Origin of the sequence: Bacillus sp. FSL W8-0640, assembly GCF_038007725.1 — a bacterium.
Lineage (GTDB): Bacteria > Bacillota > Bacilli > Bacillales > Bacillaceae_G > Bacillus_A > Bacillus_A cereus.
Genome location: NZ_JBBOXT010000001.1, coordinates 2436616 through 2454589, shown reverse-complemented (window position 1 = coordinate 2454589; position 17974 = coordinate 2436616). Strand labels below are relative to the sequence as shown.

Below are 17974 nucleotides of genomic sequence, written 5' to 3'. Positions count from 1 at the left end.
ACTGGGCTAACTGCTCTGTTATTTGTGACAAAATGAAATTTTTATTAAGTTTTCTATTAATAACGTGTATTGATTTCTTTTCTAAATTAATTTAGAGATAAATAGTTCATTGGTGAACTATTCTATGTTAAACTAAATTAAAAAAGAAAAGGGACGATTATTATGAGTTTAAAAAATCAAAGTTTCAAACAAGCAGGAGAAGTTGTCCAATCATTTGTAACAATAAACAAAGAAATTATAAAGTTCACACATCAAAACGCCTCCAGTTTAGGATTAACAGTACAACAAATGGGTATCTTAAATACAATTTATGCACTCCCTAATGTTACTCTTAAAGAGATTTCAGAACGTCTTTCAGTTCCTAAAAGTACAGTGAGTGTGAATGTAGATGAATTAGTTAATCTACAGCTCATCGAGCGAAAACAATCAGATGAAGATCGTAGAGAAATAAAATTAAAGGTAACAAACCAAGGACAAGAAGCATCGAAAAAATCCATTGAAAACTCTACTTCCTACAAAGCAATGGAATTAGCACTACAACAACTTCAAGAAGATGATGTTCAAACATTATTGCGTATTCATAAAGATTTATTAATCTCTCTACAGCAATTTCGTTAATTGATGCAAACCATTTTAAACACAAATTCTAATTCTTATTTTTCAAAGAACTGAGCAGTTAGATTTCACTAGCTGTTCTTTTATTTAAAATAGCGTTTTTATTAAGAAATTAGTCATTCCAACTAAAACGGATGTAATGTTCGTAATAAGATCCACCTAAAATGTTTTTCTTTTCTTCTACCTTAAATTCAACTTTCACACCATCCATTAATTCTTGTAACTTTTCCGTGAATGGTTTTGAGTGCAGAATATGCTTGTCTGGATTTTCTTTATGAATTTGATATCTATAACCTGAATATCCAATTGCAGCACTTTCGATTATTACGTATTCCATTTCCTCTGCAAATTCCAATACCTTTTCATCAATGACTTTTTCTTGGAGTTCTTTCAAATTCCCCACTAAGGACATTTCCATTCTCCTTTCTCTCAAATAACGATTTTGTTTTAAATCCTCACATTCCTAAAAAAATACATACAGTATCATGAGGTATTCTTTTTTATTTTTCTTAAGGAACGCTTTAAAAAGCGCACTTTAGTTTTTAAATAAAGATTTTGTTTTACTTTTGCTAGCTACCCTTCCCTTGTATAAATGCACTTTTTTACATACGATATTAAAATCCAAATAACCCTCTTTTAGGACGGTACTAATATGAACAAGACATTAAAATACATTTTAATCTTCTTTTGTGCGGTATTTTATATTGTAATTATGGGCTCGATTGTCTATCTAAACTTTGTTTAAGAGCATTTAATTTCTCCAAGTAAGAAATTAATCTAAGATCGAACATAAGTATTTATAATTAGGCATAAGGAGCGCTCTACAAGGCGCTCTTTAACTTTAAAATAAGTTTTTGTTTAGTTTCCATTAACCATTTTGATTCATTTGCATACAGTATTATCACAAGGAATTTCACAGGTTGCTCTGGTCCAGTTACCTTGAATTTCTTGCAGACCTTGTGGGAAGAATCCGTTTGTAACGAACGGATTCTTTTATTTGGAGTTATAAAGTAACTATTTTATTAAAAATTTTCACCTTTTAACTGGACAAGCATATATTGGTGTATGGAGGCATCCACTTATAGAAATCTACCTTTCTTGTCAAAGAGCATGCTTATATGCGTGCTCTTTTACCGTTGTTATGAAATATAGAGACTTCACATACATTAGAAACGTACATACAATAACCATGATCATCTCATTATGAATCATTTTCGATAAACTCCTTAGTCGTAGAAGGCCTTTCTTCCAAGGCGTTCTTTAATTTTCAAATAAGGATTTTGTTAAAGAGCTGAATAAAATTCAATATTCTGCTAATACTAATCACAATACAATCTGCTTCTTACCCAGATTGTATCGAATGGAGCAGCTAATGCAATTAACCGCTCCATTTTAATTTTCATTACATAAACCTAATATTTTTGTCCATACTATACAAAACTCACGAAATATTTATACTCCTTAAATTCGTGGATGTAATGTTCTTATAGCAGTTGGCCTTTGCTAGCTGCTTTTTTATATTGCATTAATATTAAGATTAGGTTCTTATTTCTTTTCTACATCATATAATTTCAACCTAAACATCCAGCTCAAAGTGTTACCTCCTATCTTAAAGAGCACTTATGCATGGTGTTCTTTTTTATTCTTTTCATTTCTGAATAACATTTTTAACTCTGTTCATACTATTTTTGTAACTTAAAGTTACAAACTATTTCTGTAAGCGCAGCGTTTCTTTTGTACAACAAGCAGTTAGTTTTATTAACTAGCTGCTTTGTTGTGCAAAAGAAAGATTTTTTAAACTGCACATTTATTAAGAACACACATAAAATATCATGTGGTATTCTTTTTTCAATTTTAGTTTGGTCATGGAGCGCCTTAAAACGCGCTCTTTATATTTGTAAATAAAAATTTTCCTCAAACATACTCACGGTTTATATTAGTTAAGCATATATTTACATAGACAAGACATAGCTTTTTATTATACATGCGCAATTTTTGTGCATGTTTTTTCTTTAATCAAATAACTATTTTATTAAAAATCTTTAATGAGCTAATCCTTACAGTTTTGTAATACTAATGTCACTAAAATCAATTTTTTCACTATAAACTCTCTACTATAATTTTCCTTATATACAAACAAGAATTGTTAAGAATTAATTAAGAGACTGTTAAGCCTCAATTTAAAAATTTTTCACATAATAAAGTTATAGACACACAATAAGGAGCGATTTAAAAATGTCTTTTTCTCAATTAAATATTGATGCTTTTCGAGCTATCAATGATTTAGGGAAGCAATATTCATCCCTAAACTCAACTATGGTATTTTTGGCGGAATATATGGTGTATTTTTTAGGTTTAATTATTATGGCTTATTGGTTTACTCAATCTAGAAAAAATAAAATGATGATTATTCAAGCAATGGCTGCTTTCTTAACTGCTGAAATTATTGGAAAGTTAGCAGGAAAATTGCACTTGAATTATCAACCATTTGCAGTTTTACCTAATGTTAATAAACTTGTCGATCATGCAGTAGATAATTCATTTCCTAGCGACCATACGATTCTATTTTTTTCAATTTGTTTTTCATTCTGGCTTGTTCGTAAAAAGGCTAGATTGTTATGGCTTGTGCTTGCATTCTGCGTAGCTATTTCTCGTATTTGGGTAGGAGTTCATTATCCTTTCGATGTCATAACAGGATCTTTAATAGGAATTATTTCAGCACTATTTTCATATTGGTTAACACCGAAAATTACATTCATCAAACAATTACTTAATCTTTATGAAAAAATAGAACAAAATGTAATACCATCCAAAAACAAGTCGAAAAACTTTTGATTAATCTCACAAAGCTAAAAAGATTACATATATTACCGAGTATTTTTCAATATTGTCTTGATCGAAGAGCGCTCCCTTGGGCGCTCTTTAATTTTAAAATAACGCTTTTGTTCAGTTTTCAATAGTTAGGTTAATAGCTCCAGCTTGATTCAAATTTATTAATAAATTTTCTGTAACCACTTTTCCAATCTCGTCAGATACATTCCCAATAACAGTTCCATCTACAAAAATACGTAAACTTCCACAAATGATGTCTATCTTTACATCTTTCACTTTGATTCCCCATTTCTTAATAAAATTCAAATTTGGTCTTACTTTACACCTACACGTGTTTGACTTGCTTCTCGACTAAAACCATCAGGATATCTTTTAGCTAATTTTGCAATATTCATTTCAGCAATATCTTGTAACGTATATCCCAGTTCGTGCGCCATAATTGATAAATAATACAGAATATCTCCAAGCTCTAAGGCTAATTTATAAGTGTTTCCGTCCTCTTCTCTTGGACAATGCGATGGTTGGAAACCATGTCCATGATAAATTGCTTTTTTTACAATATCGGCAACTTCATCAGCTTCGCCTGTAAGTCCTAAAGCTGCATTCGAAACTCGTCCTCCAAAATCAGTTTTGTTATTCCAAGTTCGTAAAGTTGCTTCCTGATAATCATTTAATTCATCAATCGATAAGATACTTGCAATCTGTAAAACTGTAGCTTCATTTATAACTTGTTCCTCATTTTTTGCTTCACTCATTAATTTAGTTGCTTCTAATACACCATTTTCCATAATGTTCATTTTGATTTCCCCTTCCTATTTAGCAAATCCCTAATCCTATCGGACGATTTTCAATTAAATACTTATCAGCTTGATCTATTACAAGAAGCGCAACTTCCGCTTGGTGTCTCCTTAACGTTTTTGCCATCTTCGGCAAGCTCATACCTTGACTCCACATTTCACGAAAACGTACTACATCTCTTTCATCCCAAATGAAGTTAGCTTCTTCTAAAGCGATGTATATTTTTAACCGTGATTCCTTCATCGCTTCATGATTTCTTGCTACACTCATAAGCGAACCTACTTTCTAAAAACGATTATTTTATCTTTTCAGTAAACTTAGTATCCACACGATCAACCTTACCGTTTATCCAAACCGCCACTTGCTCACCAAACCCACTTCCCGGTGGATTGAATGCTGTAACATTTCCATCCTTAACTATTAAAAGTTTGTTGCTGCTAACATCAATTTCTATTTTTCTCATATGTTCCTCTCCCTTTTACTACCGCATGTATTCGACAACATCAGGCTTAAATCCACTTCCTAAGTAAATCCGTACCGGAATTATTTCTTTTTTATCCCTTGCTGCCTTACACAATTCTTCAGCTGTATCCCAATTAAAAAATTTATCTAAAGCTCGTTGGAATCTCCATATTGCCATTACATATTGTTCAAAGATGTCATAGCGATCATCTTGTTTAGTTGTGCGTGGTAATTCATCCGTACCCTTTGCATTTCTTGGAACTTGGACACGTACATCTGCATATGTAACGCGTCCCATTCCTCTTTTTACATTTGCCTTCATTACATCGAACTCACAAATTGCTGGCTCTACATCGAAAATGTTTAGTTGCTTAGGCATGTGCCATCCCACTCTTCTGAATAAGATCCAGTAATTCAATTACCCCTTCCTTGCTTAAAAACATTCTGCCACCTAGCAACTCTATGTTGGTTTCAGAAACTTCCCCCGTGACAAAGCATGACTTTTCATGTTTTCTTAAAACAATGTTTTTACCATCGACATGAAAATCTAGTGCGATTCCTTCGGTAATACCTAAAGTTCTGCGTAACTCTACTGGAATTACTACACGACCTAGCTCGTCCACTTTTCTTGCAACACCTGTGTTTTTCATACCTTACTCTCCTTTAGTATTTTTATATTTATTTAGAATCTCATCCAAACGTTTCTTATTATTTTCAAGATCATCGCTTTGAGTTTGCTGTGGCTGCTGTATTGGCTCTTGTTCTTCTTGTTTGCGTAACCAATCCGGTACAACTTCTGTTCGTTTGGAATAACCTTTACCAGTACGTTTGTTGTTTTTCTTACTCATTTCAAATCGAGTATCTAAAGCAGCAACATCATTTAATGTTTTTACTTTTTCCTTTTCCCAACTACTTAAAATACTGCGAATATATCTCCACTTTGGTACATTTTCATCAATTGCTTTATTAACAGCGTGAATAACTAATTCATTACTGAATCTATCGCAAAACTCGCCTAATTCTTGAATTGCAATTTCACTTAAAGGAATTCCCTTTTCAAGTAAAAAGTTGTAACTAATTTTAAATTCTTGATCAATTAATTTCTGAGATGAAGTAGCATCATCATCATTTATATTTGTAGTAATATTTGTAGTAATCTCTGTATTTGTCTTACGTTCTAGTGTAAGAGACTCTTCCGTTTTATCGTAGAAGGGTATTACTTTAGAATGTAAGACCCACTTACTTTCTAAAGTAACAGGGCTATTACTTTTCAGTGTAGGAGGGTTATCATTTCCCCAGTACATAATGGATATTTTCTGAATCATTTCAGGTACAGGTTCAACATACATAACGTTATTACACCTAGTTCCGTTAACAAGAATCGTCCTAAATTCAATTTTTATAAGTCCACGTTCTTTCAGAAAGTCACATGCTTCTTTTACTTGTCTTTTTGTAAATCCAAATGAATCGGCTAATTGTTGATAGCTCTTTTGAAGCGTGTCTGCCTTAAACTTTTGTTTATATTGAACTTGACTAGATTCTTCACTTCTTACTTCAGTAGGTTTATACCAATAAACAATTTCTCCTAAAATAGTAATTGCAACAATATTAGGTTTACCATTATCTAATGTAAGTGTTTTAAACCATCCATGATCTATAACATTGCCACGAAAATTTATTTGCCCTATTTGTAATACCTTGTTGTTCATAGTTTTCACTCCTTTTCATAAAACCAATGTGCTATCTCCCTACTTTCCGTGGTATACTTATAACAACTTATTTTTTGAAAAGGACCCAGTGCCATGGGTCTTTTTACTTTGCTTCACATCACTCCAAGCCCATTGTTTTATCGGCTCATAAGTTATGTAAAACAAACATGAACCACATGCAATTAATATCGCTAATATAGCTAATGAGGTTGTATCTTCCACTAAATCACCTCCTTTTGTGCTTCAAGCCAAGCTTCTAAATCCTTTTGCAAGAAAAGTAATTTACGTCCTTCCCTGATCACTGGAAAATGTGGGTGATTTGCTAATTCATACATTCTACAAACTGCTATATTGAGGTAAGCAGCTGCTTCTTTCACTCTCATTACCTTGTTTGGTTGTGATTGTTGTTGGAATGAAGCTAAAGCTGCTTGAATTTCTTCGCGAACAACTTCGCGGATTGACTCTTTAATGATTTGATCTAATCCCATTTTGTTTTGCTCCTTTCTAATCCACTTAACCAACCATAACTTAACTTAAGGTTAAGTTATGGACAAAAAATTTTAATTGCATCTAACTTCACTTTAAAAAACTCAGCAATTTTCACAATTAAATCATAATAAGGTCGACGCTTCCCGTTTTCTATATACCAATAATAAACTTCAGTAATACCCACGGCTTCAGCTACTTCCTTACATGTATATCCCTGTTCTACACGTAGCTGCTTTAGAGTTTTCATAAACAACTCCTCTCTTCCGTTTTTGTTGTTAATTACATAATAACTTAACCTAAAGTTAAGTTCAAGTGTTTCCCAAAACTTTTTTCAAAAAAAATTACCTTTTCACTTAACTGATAGTTAATATATAATGACAGTGTGCACCATAATAGTAATTAAGAAAAAATAATTTCATATAAAATAAACTTGGGGTGTTTTTTATTATGTTTAGTCATGAGAGATTGAAATCATTAATTGAAAAGAAGAGCATCACCCAACAACAGTTAGCTGATGCAATTGGTGTTAGTCATGTTTCTGTTTATAATTATGTCGAGGGAAAAAAAGCACCCGGTACACGTACACTTCAGAAGATAGCAAATTATTTAAAAGTAACAACAGATTATTTGTTAGGTTTATCTGATTCACCAGATTTAACAGCGGGCGAAGACTTACAGTTAACAAAAGAAGCACACGAAATTCTTCAAATCATTAATGACTTACCTGAAGAACAACGAAAAAAAGCATTAGAGCAATTAGAGATGTTTGTGAACTACGAGAAATCTAAAGGAAATATGTAGTGTAAAAAGACTATCCAAGAAAGTTAGATAGTCTTTTTTACATAACTTTTTCTTTTTTTGATTCACTCAAACAAATAGAAAATAATTTCTCTTTTGGATTATCTTCTTCTTGCAAAAGTAATAAAGCTTGTTTAATTAGATTAACTTCCCCTTCTTTGCTCTTCATCTTCTTCGATCTCCCTCTTTTTATTTTTGTATTTTTTTACAATAATTTCTTTTTTCTTCTTTCAGTAAAAAAAGAAATTTCTCCTAAAACTACAAATGACATCGTCAATTAAGACGATGTCATTTGTAATATATATAAACCTTTATTATGTATTTTACCAGCCGCCACCAGGGTCAACCATCATGTGTTGAATTGTAGGTTTTGAATTATTTGTACTAGGCTTTTCTTTTATAGAATCAGTGTTAATGAATAATGTAGCAGCTATTAATAGCGCAGGAATGATTGTAATTATTTTTTTCATTATTTCACCTCTTTCTGAAGACAATTATACCAATTATTCAAATTAAACCCAAGTGTATTTTTGGTAAATTCGAATAAAATATATTCCCTGATTTTTGACACATCAAAAGAGAACGTTTCATTAATTCTTCTTTTTTAGTACCTTCATATGTTAAACCTAAATATGCAGTCTGTATGTCTGTTAATCTTCCATTCTTCTCTTTTAATTGATTTAATAGTTTTCTCGCTTCAATCTTCTTACCTTGTTTAATCCTTAAATATGCTAATTCACCTGAATGGACAACATCTAAGCTACTAATTCCTTTATCATGATGAATCTTTAGAAATGATAATGTATGTTGCACCATTTTTCTTTTTCTCTCAATTCCATTAATCTTACTATCCCCTATCACTTCAAGAGTCTTTTCCAAATAATATTTTGCCTTCTCATATTCATTCGCTGAAAAAATATAAGATTCACCTAACTTTAAATATGCATTTACTTTTGGAAAAGAAAAAAAGTTATCCCATTCAAGATCATCTAATAGTTCCATGCTAAAATGCCTTGCTTCACTGACTTCACCACCCTGCAACGAAGTAACGGCAATGGCTTCTTTATATCGTAATTTATAACATTCTCGAATATACCTATTACTTATTTTATTTATTTTTATTTCAAGAGATTTTAATCGCTCATTTAAAGAAGTAAAATTACCCGATTGATATTGCGCTTGACATAATAAAATTTCAATTAACACTTCCATCTCTGATGTTCTTATTGATTTACTTTCCAGGCTTAATGCCTTATGGTACTGTGTAGCATCAATCTCACCTATATATCTTCTATATATAATTCTATACACATTAGCAAATTCTCTATTTTCTGCTACCTTTGATTGTGATTCACTATTGATAATATTAATTAATAGATTAAACTTTCCCCTTAAAGCTAAATCCTCCATTGCCTCACGTAAGTTTTCTGATTTTGGTTTCGTTATATATATATAATCTTTTAATAAATTTTCTTGAACCTGTATGCCTTTGTTTAATAGGATGACTGTCTTAGAAAGAAAGCCAAAACTCATGTCTGTGTTACCTTTAAAAACTTTTGTAACAGTACTTGGCTTAACTCCCCAATAATTTGCTAGTTTATTTTTTCTTATCCCAGCTGCACATAACTCTTTTTCAATTTGATTTAGAGCTTTCCACATGTTTTGTCCCCCTTATTGGAACAAGACACACTTCCCTATCATGAAAACGCACCTTAATGATGAATTACATCTAAAAGTTGTGTTATACTAGCCGTATATGTTACGCATAGTCGTAACTGAAAGGCTCATGGCAAATGTTTTCCCTACTACAATTAGGGCAAACGGTGTAAAAGTGTTCCCAGCACAATTACACACGCTATGGGTCTTTTTCGTTCCGTCAAATTATATTATTAAGAATATTCTATCACAAATAACCCAAACATCCATTCTCTCATATTCTGAAAATACTTGAGAAAGTTAAAAATATTAATATACTCCTTGTTTTTTAGACTTCCTAAAAAAATATGCAATATTGCATTTATAACAGGAATAGACATTTCACTATTGTTTAACAGCAAATGAAAACCCTACACTATAACTGAATTCATTTTTATATGGTAAAATATACCCATCGCTGATATGTCCAAACATGTAATTTTCATAGCAGCAAAATTACAACTAGACTTATACAACATGATTCAAAACAAATGAAGGAGTGTTTTAAGTGAAAGGACATATTCGAAAAAGAGGAAATAAGTATTGTATTGTTATTGATATCGGGCCTGATCCAGAGACAGGAAAAAGAAGACAGAAGTGGTTTTCTGGGTATAAGACAAAAAAAGAAGCACAGGCTGATGTGGCAAAGAAAATTACAGAGTTGAATGAAGGAACTTTTATAGCGCCATCTAAAGTTACGCTAAAAGATTACCTAAATCATTGGCTAGAAATTAAAAGTATGAGTATACAAAAGAGTACCTTTGCTGGCTATAGGGCATTTATCAACCAACATGTTATACCAAGTATAGGAATGGTCGCACTTCATAAATTAAATGTTATGCACATTCAAAAATGCTATAAGACTGCAATAGATAAAGGAATTACAAATAACTCCATTCTGCTTATGCATAGAATTTTAAAAAGTGCTTTAAATCTAGCTGTAAAACAAAATATTATTTCTCGAAATCCAGCAGATTTTGCTGAGATACCTAAAAAAGAAAAAAACCCTATCCAGACTTGGACAGAGGAAGAAGTAAAAAAATTTTTAGCTCATTCACAAGAATCACGATATCACATTGGGTATCTACTTGCAATAACTACAGGTATGCGCCTGGGAGAAGTTCTAGGGTTACGATGGCAGGACATTGATTTTGAAAAACATACCGTTACAATAAATCAAACATCTGGTCATGACAATAAAATCAAAAAAACTGCAAAAACAAATTCGTCAAAACGCACAATTCCTGTACCTAATGAAACAATAGTAGCCTTAAAAAAACATAAGACTTTAATTAATAAAGAGAAATTAAGATTTGGTTCTGCTTATCTAGATCAAGATTTAATAAATTGTGATGAGTTTGGAAGAATCATAAAAAGAGCACATTTCAGAAAAAGTTTCATTAGGGCGACACACAAAGTAGGTATAAAAGAAATTAAATTCCATGATTTAAGACATACACACGCAACTATACTATTGAAACAAGGAGTTAACCCTAAAATCATCAGTGAGAGATTAGGTCATACAGATATTTCAATGACATTAAGTGTTTATTCTCATGTTTTACCGAATATGCAGGAAGAAGCAGTTAAAAACTTCGGTAAAAGTATCTTTGGATAACCTATGTTTGCAAAATGTTTGCATTTCATCAAAAAAAGTCAAACAAACGTTGTCATATCAAGGTTTGTTTGACCTATCATCTTATATTCTTGATAAAATCTCCGAATCCCTATTGAAATATTTAATAATGGAGCGTTCTCACCACCACGGGTTATGCATTGGAATCGATATACATAGGAGAAAAAATCTTGTGTTTTTTCATCTTTTATCGGCTCTGACATCGCCTCACAAATATTTTGTGATCTAAGAGGAGAAAAATAGATTTCTTCTTCATTTGTATTTTCTAAATATATAGGACGCTCACAAAAAATATGTGAGATTAAAGCGGGTACCCACTTAGAATACGTTTCATTATCATGTAGTACTGGCAAATTAGAAATCAAATCGGATTGCCATTCATATTTTGGTGGTTCTACTAATCTATTTGGCTTCCAATCATGAATAATCTCATACCAACTTTGAAAAATATAATCGAGTTGCTCTTGTTTAATCGGTTCTTTTGATACAATCCATGGTATATTTTCATTTAATACGTATGGATTATGCTGAATAAACAATATATCCGAAAACATATCATATAATCTTTCATTCAAACGTTTCAACTTACTCGTTAATAAAAACGTCTTATAATGTATCTCTACGATGTCCAGCCATTCAATAGGAAAGTATATAAATGATACCTCTTCATTTAAAAGGGGTTCTACTATATTTTCAAATGTTAGCAGCCTTAATTTTTTCATAAAATGATTCCTTTCTTCGATTGTCTTGATTATCAAAAAGCTAGAACAATAGTTACTTAATCTAATCCATTTAAACGAAGTATTTAAAAGAAAAGTAAAAACTATTTATCTAAACAAAATATTATCAAAATGACTCTTTTAAAAATTAAAAGTAATTATCATATACAGCACCCCCTTACATTTATATTTCAATACATTTGAATTATACAATTCACTTGGTATATTGTACTTATCATTTACAAAAAATTTACAAAAAACTAAAAAAGAACACCTTAAATCGGCGCTCTCTTTACAAATATTAAGCGTTATGTAATTGAACATATAGATAACAGTAATCCTCCAAATGAAATTGTTCCTAGTAAACCTACTACAAATCCTGTTAAACAAATACAATCAGCAAGACAAATAGAAGACTGCGATAATGGAACGAATGACCTACTTGTACCCGAACCATATTGTTTTATCTTCTCATAATTCATATCTAACATTAAATGTAGACATGTTACACCATCCTCAATAGTATGTACAGATTCTTTTTCTAATCGCTCCAATAATTTACTATCAAAAGCAACTGCTAGAGGGTACTGCTTATCCGATTTCATATTTTGATAAATTAGTTGCAAACGAGATAATATATTATTTTTCTTCTTTTCAGATGTTACTGTACATTTCATATTATTAAATTCATTTAATAACAGTGATAATTCATCTCTTTTTCCGTATAAATCTTTAGCTATTTTTCTCTTTAGTTTATACGAATGGAAAATAGATTTTAGTTCAACCATATTCATACACTTCCTAATTACATAGTATTTACCCTATTATTTTGTAGATAAACAGTACTTTTTAATCTTATTTAAAATACACTTAAGCAACTTATTTTACTATCGATTAACATTACATTAACCTTACACGGTTGTAATAAAATCATTAGCTAGAAGGAAGCAATGCCCAAACTAGACAGATATTTAATGATAAAACCATAAGAAAAAAACAATGATTAGATTTTAAATCTAGTCATTGCTTTATCCATCACATCTTGATTACATCTATATATCTTATTGTTACTCTTTCACTTGAATGATTGAATATATCCATTAATAATGGCTATATTCTTTGTCGGCACGTACATATAACTAATGTTTTTTAATTGATAAAGTGAAACTTTAATCAGCTCTCACCAATCGGGCTTTTATGGGCAGTCCTCCACCTAACTTCTCTTTGCTCTCGCTGAATTTTTTTGGGGATGTTACTGCCCGCAACTAGCAAGATAGATGTTATCAATATTCATACGTTACAATAGTACCGGTAGTATCAGTAAAACCATCAAAACAGTTAGAGCAACCACCACAGCCTCCACAACCGCCACAGCCTCCGCAACCAAAACAACCGAAGCAACCAATACAACGGAAGCCACCACAACGGAAGCCGCCACAACGACCTCCACCACAACCGCCACAACGACCACAACCGCCACAGCGACGAGCAGCATCTTCAATATAGTAATATGGATATTGGTTTTGCTGGTCCCAATAGACAATATTTCCAGACCGGTAATCATTAAGGCTTAACGCTTGTAGTTCTTGTTGAAACTGATTCATTTTCATAACCTCCGTTTATAAAATACAACCTCATCGATACTTCCCTATATTCCTGTTCGTTACATCTAAGTAGAAATAGCGCTATAAACTAAGTTCAATACGTACACCAACAAAGTATGACTTATCACTAGATGATGCACCTTGTTCATATACCTATTTTTACTATGGGCTCATTTTTATAAAGTGAAACTTTAATCAGTGGGGTTTTGTTCATCCCCTACCTAACTTCTTTGCTTCCGCTGAATTTTGAGGTGGGGGGCTTACTGCCCGGCAAATAGCGGGATAAATAAAAATTAAAAAATATGAATTCTAGCGTCATATCTTCATACTTACTAAGTTCAATTAATTTCTCAACAATTATGATGCCATATCCTATATATTTCCGTCTGCTGCTTAGATTTTTCTGTACTGTAAATGGCTTTCGCTATAACACCTCCAAGTGACCGATTTCTATGACGGTTAAGAAATTCCAACAAAAAAAAGCCCTAATTAGGGCTTTTCATTCTATTTCTCCAGCAAATCTCTATATGAAATTGCTAATTGAAAAAAGACACATTTAGATTGATGCGTCTTTTTTTGATGCCTCTTTTGTGAAATCATATAAAGCAATTGCGCCTAAAAGAACAAGTATCCCTTGAGGAACATCTAGCAAAATAGTTTTCCAAATTTCTGGAATTACCCATTTAATATCTGCTGCTGTTTCAAGATATGTTTGGAAATAGCTGATTGTAAAATTAATTATCCCTAAAAATACAAACAACGATAAACCAAATCGAATTAATTTCTTATTTGTAAACATATAACACCTCTCAAAATTCATTGGATATTCCTGCTTTTGCTTCTTTATATTTCCATATCTCTATATCTAATTTTAACACATAAAGAACTCAAAAAAATACGATATGCATATTTGCATATCGTATTAACAACACTCCATGATAATTTAGAAATTCCTGCAAAGAAAAAACAACTCCGTTACAGCTAACAGCTCGGGTTTCTTTTCTTATTTAACTTCATACCACCAACATTTACGTTCTTTGATTGTAAAATAAATGTGACAGAAGTTTATCCAGTTAATGCGTAGACAAGTAAATGAGCTAAATTATCGATATTCTATTTCGCCATTTCCGTAGCACTAATGACTTTTCGCAAATTTGACAAGAAAAAATATATAGATAGGTATGATCCATACCTATCTATAACATTACTTCTATTCTTTATCCAATTACGTCTTTTACGTCTGTATCCACTGGCCACTTTTCTAATGTATAAGCCATTTCCCAAAATGAATATTCATATCGACTGCTAATAATAAAATGCTGTTTCATACGTTTGCGATCTGCCTCTGTTACTTTTTCAGCGATAGTATCTAAACGTGTAATTTGTTCTTCAACTAGCGTACGGAACCAATCAGATCCATAAGCAGAAATCCATTCGTTATAAATTGGCTCTTCCGGCTGGCACTCTTTTAAGCGTTCGCCAATTTCATAATACAACCAATAGCAAGGTAAAATTGCTGCAATGATATCTCCTAAATGCCCTTCATACCCAGCACGATACATATGTGAAGTATACGCATATGCAGTTGGCGCAGGAATAAAATTATCTTTTTCTTCTTTTGTTATCCCTAATTTCTTCGCAAAATTCTCATGTAAAGATAACTCTGCCTCATATGTATTTTGAGCATGATGTGCCATACGAGCTGTCGTCTCTAATTCAAGAGCTTTCGCAGCTCCTAAAGTTTGTACTCTAGCAAAATGGCTCAAATAATATGAATCTTGAAGCACATAATAACGAAAACTAGCTAAATCTAACGTTCCTTCACCAAGTTTTTTTACAAAAGGATGGTTAAAACTCGCTTCCCAAATTGAATCTACTTCTTTACGTAACGATTGTGAAAAAGTCATTTAAATCCCTCCAATAATGTATAAAATATAAGTATTTATCCACAATTATTAAAGCTGTAAAATAAAAAAACTTTCTTTACAGGCGTAAAGAAAGTGAAATCGACAGTATTTATTTACTCATTAAATAGCAACGTCTTTCCCACTTCCCTACGCTGGCATTAACCAGATCAGGTACTAAGAGTCTCAAAATCACATTTGATCTCAGCCTATAAAAGGCCCCCCTAGTGGATAAATATTTTGTTTTTATAATGTATTCATCATAGCATACTTCGTGAAACTGTCAAAAAATTAGTTATATAATTCCCTTAAAACCCTTCTTCTTTTCTAACTTTTAATGATGTTTCAATAATCATATCTAATAGTTCGCTATAACTAATTCCCGCCGCTTCTGCACTTTTTGGCAATAAACTTGATTGTGTCATCCCTGGTAATGTATTAATTTCCATTACATATGGAATTCCGTCCTTCACCATCATATCAACTCTTGCATAAACACTACATTTTAATGCTTTATAACAAGCAAGTGACGCTTTATTTACACGTTCATTAATTTCTGCTGGAAGTTCGATAACTTCCTCAACTGTACTAGTATCATCATATTTTGCATTGTAGTCAAAGAACTCGGCTGCATGTCGAATTGAAACTATAGGTAACTGTTTTCCATCCAGAATTGAACATGTAATTTCATCACCTTTTATATACTTCTCAATTACTACTTCAGAATCCCATTCGAATACAGTTTCTAGCATTGAGATCAATTCATTTTTATTATAAACGATTTTCACTCCGACACTCGATCCGCCAGAGTTTGGTTTTACTACTAATGGAAATCCTAACTTATCTAACTCATCAAGATTTAGATCCTCCATTTTTGTAAGTTCAATCCAATCTGGTGTTTCTACACCTTCATAACGTAAAATCTTTTTCGAAATATTTTTATCCATACATATACTGCTAGATAACATATTACTTCCGCTATAAGGAATCCCTAAACTCTCCAGTGTTCCTTGAACTGTCCCATCTTCTCCGTATTTTCCGTGTAACGCGAGCAACGCAAAATCAATGTCTTTCGCTTTTTCAATTAAATCCACTTTTTCATTTAATGTAATTGGAACTATTTCATACTTATTTTTATCTAAATGAGCAATCATTTCATTCCCCGTCATAATTGAAACTTGTTTTTCAGACGATACCCCGCCCATAATAACACCGATTTTCATTTTCTCAACTCCAAATTTCATTTTTTAATGTATCACCAATTATTTTAATTCCCCGAACTATTTCTTCTTCTTTCAAGCGCGAAAACCCTAATCGGAAAGTGTTCGCTCCTTCTCCATCAGAGTAAAAAACATCTCCAGGTGAAAACGTAACGCCTTTCTCATAACACTTTTGTAAAAGTGTGCGGGCATTCATATGCTCTTCTAGTTCTATAAATAAATGAAGTCCACCATCTCCAGTCATTCTTTTGAAATGAATGTACTGGTTACATGCCCCGACAGCTAACTCATATTTTTTCTTATAAACAGATCTTGCCTTTTTTAAATATTTCTCAAAATATCCCTCATGTAAATATTGAAACAGAACAGCTTGATCTAGCGTAGATGTGTGAATCGTTCTTGCTCTTTTTACGCTTTCTAAATAATGAATCAGCTCTTTATCTGCAATAATCCAGCCTACACGTAAACCAGGGAAAAGTACCTTTGAAAAGCTACTAATATAAATCACATTATTGCCAGCTCCCGCAAAAGTTAATAATGGAGCTAAATGTGAACCTGAATAACGTAATTCTTCATTAAATCCGTCCTCTATAATAGGAACGTTGTATTTTGAGAATAACCTCATCAATTCCGTTCTTTTCTCTGAACTCGTAACAATACCGGTTGGATTATGATAAGAAGGAATTAAATAAGCAAAATCAAAATCTTTTTCACGCAAACTTTTTTCAACTTCATTCGTATCAATACCATCCTCATGCATATCAATCCCATGAACTTCAAGTCCATGTAAACGGAACAGCTTTAGTGCAGCGTGGTGAGTTGGATTCTCACAAATGACACGACCAGATTTTTTTGATAAAGAAGAGAGTACAATATCCAATCCTTCTGTAAATCCATTTGTAATTAGAATATCTTTATTCGAAATGTCTACACCTTTCATTTCCATGTAATGAAGTAAATAATTCATTAACGGTCTATATCCCTTTGCATATCCGTAGTTCAATACGATGTCTCCTTCAATGGACATACGAGTAAGAAAAGCTCTTTTGAAATTTTCAACATCAAATAGCTTCTCATCCGGGGCTATACTATTAAAGACAATCATTCCCTTTTCCCAACGAACACCATGTTTCATTAAATCTAATTCATCCGCTAATGCGGTCACTGTATTAAGTTTATTTTTCCAATTTATTTCAACAGACGAAGTGTTAGATATATCCACCTTCGCAACAAAGTTCCCTTTTCCTTTAACTGCATAAATGAGTCCTTCTTGTTCTAAATCTGCATAAGCAGCGAGTACAGTGTTTCTACTCACACTTAGTAATTCACTTAGTTCCCTTGTTGATGGGATTTTTTGATCCCCGAGCAAATGCCCTTTCATAATCATCTTCTTCAAATAATCTTTCAATTGAATATAAACGGGACGATCTTTAACAACTTTAAAATCCTTAAACAATTCCTTACCCCCTGCAATCATTTTTTCATATTTATTT

25 protein-coding genes, 1 pseudogene and 1 riboswitch are annotated in these 17974 nt (G+C 32.1%); of the genes and pseudogenes, 4 read left to right on the top strand and 22 right to left on the bottom strand.

Annotated features, from left to right (window positions below; translation table 11 throughout):
• Positions 1 to 162: 162 nt before the first annotated feature.
• Entirely contained in the window at positions 163 to 618 is a 456-nt protein-coding gene (locus tag N2V80_RS12685) for a MarR family winged helix-turn-helix transcriptional regulator (RefSeq protein WP_000053894.1), read from the top strand.
• A 109-nt stretch (positions 619 to 727) separates the two neighbouring features.
• On the opposite strand, the gene N2V80_RS12680 is transcribed toward N2V80_RS12685, so the two are convergent.
• A complete protein-coding gene (locus N2V80_RS12680) occupies positions 728 to 1027 on the bottom strand; it encodes a hypothetical protein (protein WP_000060546.1) in 300 nt (99 codons plus the stop codon).
• Between the two features lie 1823 nt (positions 1028 to 2850).
• Here N2V80_RS12680 and N2V80_RS12675 point away from each other — a divergent pair.
• Positions 2851 to 3450, top strand: a complete 600-nt coding sequence (locus N2V80_RS12675) for an undecaprenyl-diphosphatase (protein ID WP_061655754.1) — start codon at positions 2851 to 2853, stop codon at positions 3448 to 3450.
• A gap of 111 nt (positions 3451 to 3561) precedes the next feature.
• Here N2V80_RS12675 and N2V80_RS12670 read toward each other — a convergent pair whose 3' ends face one another.
• From N2V80_RS12670 to N2V80_RS12625, 10 genes are read right to left on the bottom strand one after another with little or no spacing between them, the layout of a single operon-like run.
• Positions 3562 to 3723 carry a hypothetical protein gene (locus N2V80_RS12670; protein ID WP_172793978.1) on the bottom strand — a complete coding sequence of 54 codons (162 nt, stop codon included), beginning with the start codon at positions 3721 to 3723 and terminating at the stop codon, positions 3562 to 3564.
• Positions 3724 to 3761: 38 nt separating this feature from the next.
• Positions 3762 to 4244, bottom strand: a complete 483-nt coding sequence (locus N2V80_RS12665) for a nucleoside triphosphate pyrophosphohydrolase family protein (protein ID WP_061655753.1) — start codon at positions 4242 to 4244, stop codon at positions 3762 to 3764.
• Positions 4245 to 4263: 19 nt separating this feature from the next.
• A complete protein-coding gene (locus tag N2V80_RS12660) occupies positions 4264 to 4515 on the bottom strand; it encodes a hypothetical protein (protein WP_061113076.1) in 252 nt (83 codons plus the stop codon).
• A gap of 25 nt (positions 4516 to 4540) precedes the next feature.
• Entirely contained in the window at positions 4541 to 4708 is a 168-nt protein-coding gene (locus tag N2V80_RS12655) for a DUF3954 domain-containing protein (protein WP_064774789.1), read from the bottom strand.
• Between the two features lie 18 nt (positions 4709 to 4726).
• Positions 4727 to 5086, bottom strand: a complete 360-nt coding sequence (locus tag N2V80_RS12650; RefSeq protein ID WP_061655752.1) for a hypothetical protein — start codon at positions 5084 to 5086, stop codon at positions 4727 to 4729.
• The gene (locus N2V80_RS12645) at positions 5079 to 5357 is read right to left on the bottom strand and encodes an AbrB/MazE/SpoVT family DNA-binding domain-containing protein (RefSeq protein WP_061655751.1); all 279 of its coding nucleotides are present in this window, start codon (positions 5355 to 5357) and stop codon (positions 5079 to 5081) included. The genes N2V80_RS12650 and N2V80_RS12645 overlap by 8 nt, the downstream gene beginning before the upstream one ends.
• Positions 5358 to 5360: 3 nt before the next feature.
• Entirely contained in the window at positions 5361 to 6416 is a 1056-nt protein-coding gene (locus tag N2V80_RS12640; protein ID WP_061655750.1) for a DnaD domain-containing protein, read from the bottom strand.
• Between the two features lie 57 nt (positions 6417 to 6473).
• Positions 6474 to 6638, bottom strand: a complete 165-nt coding sequence (locus N2V80_RS12635) for a hypothetical protein (protein WP_080450977.1) — start codon at positions 6636 to 6638, stop codon at positions 6474 to 6476.
• A complete protein-coding gene (locus tag N2V80_RS12630) occupies positions 6638 to 6904 on the bottom strand; it encodes a helix-turn-helix domain-containing protein (RefSeq protein WP_000522030.1) in 267 nt (88 codons plus the stop codon). Before N2V80_RS12630 ends, N2V80_RS12635 begins: the two co-directional genes overlap by 1 nt.
• 56 nt (positions 6905 to 6960) lie before the next feature.
• The gene (locus N2V80_RS12625; RefSeq protein WP_000854268.1) at positions 6961 to 7152 is read right to left on the bottom strand and encodes a helix-turn-helix domain-containing protein; all 192 of its coding nucleotides are present in this window, start codon (positions 7150 to 7152) and stop codon (positions 6961 to 6963) included.
• Positions 7153 to 7352: 200 nt separating this feature from the next.
• On the opposite strand from N2V80_RS12625, the gene N2V80_RS12620 reads away from it, so the two are divergent.
• Entirely contained in the window at positions 7353 to 7706 is a 354-nt protein-coding gene (locus N2V80_RS12620; protein WP_000491236.1) for a helix-turn-helix domain-containing protein, read from the top strand.
• Positions 7707 to 7743: 37 nt separating this feature from the next.
• On the opposite strand, the gene N2V80_RS12615 is transcribed toward N2V80_RS12620, so the two are convergent.
• The 3 genes from N2V80_RS12615 to N2V80_RS12605 form a co-directional block, all read right to left on the bottom strand.
• Positions 7744 to 7872 (bottom strand): hypothetical protein, encoded by a 129-nt coding sequence (locus N2V80_RS12615; protein ID WP_000836783.1) that lies wholly within the window; start codon positions 7870 to 7872, stop codon positions 7744 to 7746.
• A gap of 154 nt (positions 7873 to 8026) precedes the next feature.
• Positions 8027 to 8173 (bottom strand): hypothetical protein, encoded by a 147-nt coding sequence (locus N2V80_RS12610; protein WP_000720922.1) that lies wholly within the window; start codon positions 8171 to 8173, stop codon positions 8027 to 8029.
• 37 nt (positions 8174 to 8210) lie between these two features.
• The gene (locus tag N2V80_RS12605; protein WP_061655749.1) at positions 8211 to 9362 is read right to left on the bottom strand and encodes an AimR family lysis-lysogeny pheromone receptor; all 1152 of its coding nucleotides are present in this window, start codon (positions 9360 to 9362) and stop codon (positions 8211 to 8213) included.
• A 544-nt stretch (positions 9363 to 9906) separates the two neighbouring features.
• On the opposite strand from N2V80_RS12605, the gene N2V80_RS12600 reads away from it, so the two are divergent.
• Positions 9907 to 11016, top strand: a complete 1110-nt coding sequence (locus N2V80_RS12600) for a site-specific integrase (RefSeq protein WP_061655748.1) — start codon at positions 9907 to 9909, stop codon at positions 11014 to 11016.
• 38 nt (positions 11017 to 11054) lie between these two features.
• Here the strand turns inward: N2V80_RS12600 and N2V80_RS12595 are convergent, their stop codons facing one another.
• The 8 genes and pseudogenes from N2V80_RS12595 to pdxR form a co-directional block, all read right to left on the bottom strand.
• Positions 11055 to 11756: a pPIWI_RE module domain-containing protein gene (locus N2V80_RS12595; RefSeq protein WP_000736187.1), complete on the bottom strand. Its 702-nt coding sequence runs from the start codon at positions 11754 to 11756 to the stop codon at positions 11055 to 11057.
• Between the two features lie 305 nt (positions 11757 to 12061).
• Entirely contained in the window at positions 12062 to 12547 is a 486-nt protein-coding gene (locus N2V80_RS12590; protein WP_002063155.1) for a hypothetical protein, read from the bottom strand.
• A gap of 209 nt (positions 12548 to 12756) precedes the next feature.
• Positions 12757 to 12891: pseudogene (locus N2V80_RS12585) on the bottom strand (site-specific integrase); the annotation flags it as partial.
• A 145-nt stretch (positions 12892 to 13036) separates the two neighbouring features.
• On the bottom strand, positions 13037 to 13357 hold the full coding sequence (locus N2V80_RS12580) for a heterocycloanthracin/sonorensin family bacteriocin (protein ID WP_001071364.1): 321 nt from the start codon (positions 13355 to 13357) through the stop codon (positions 13037 to 13039).
• A 556-nt stretch (positions 13358 to 13913) separates the two neighbouring features.
• Positions 13914 to 14177 (bottom strand): DUF3937 family protein, encoded by a 264-nt coding sequence (locus N2V80_RS12575; protein ID WP_002101034.1) that lies wholly within the window; start codon positions 14175 to 14177, stop codon positions 13914 to 13916.
• Between the two features lie 397 nt (positions 14178 to 14574).
• Positions 14575 to 15264, bottom strand: coding sequence for a thiaminase II (tenA, locus tag N2V80_RS12570; RefSeq protein WP_000144520.1), 690 nt, complete (start codon positions 15262 to 15264; stop codon positions 14575 to 14577).
• Between the two features lie 127 nt (positions 15265 to 15391).
• Positions 15392 to 15497: riboswitch (TPP riboswitch) on the bottom strand.
• Between the two features lie 72 nt (positions 15498 to 15569).
• A complete protein-coding gene (locus tag N2V80_RS12565; protein ID WP_002063153.1) occupies positions 15570 to 16484 on the bottom strand; it encodes a D-alanine--D-alanine ligase in 915 nt (304 codons plus the stop codon).
• Positions 16485 to 16488: 4 nt separating this feature from the next.
• Positions 16489 to 17937: a MocR-like pyridoxine biosynthesis transcription factor PdxR gene (gene pdxR / locus N2V80_RS12560; RefSeq protein WP_000471629.1), complete on the bottom strand. Its 1449-nt coding sequence runs from the start codon at positions 17935 to 17937 to the stop codon at positions 16489 to 16491.
• Positions 17938 to 17974 lie beyond the last annotated feature (37 nt).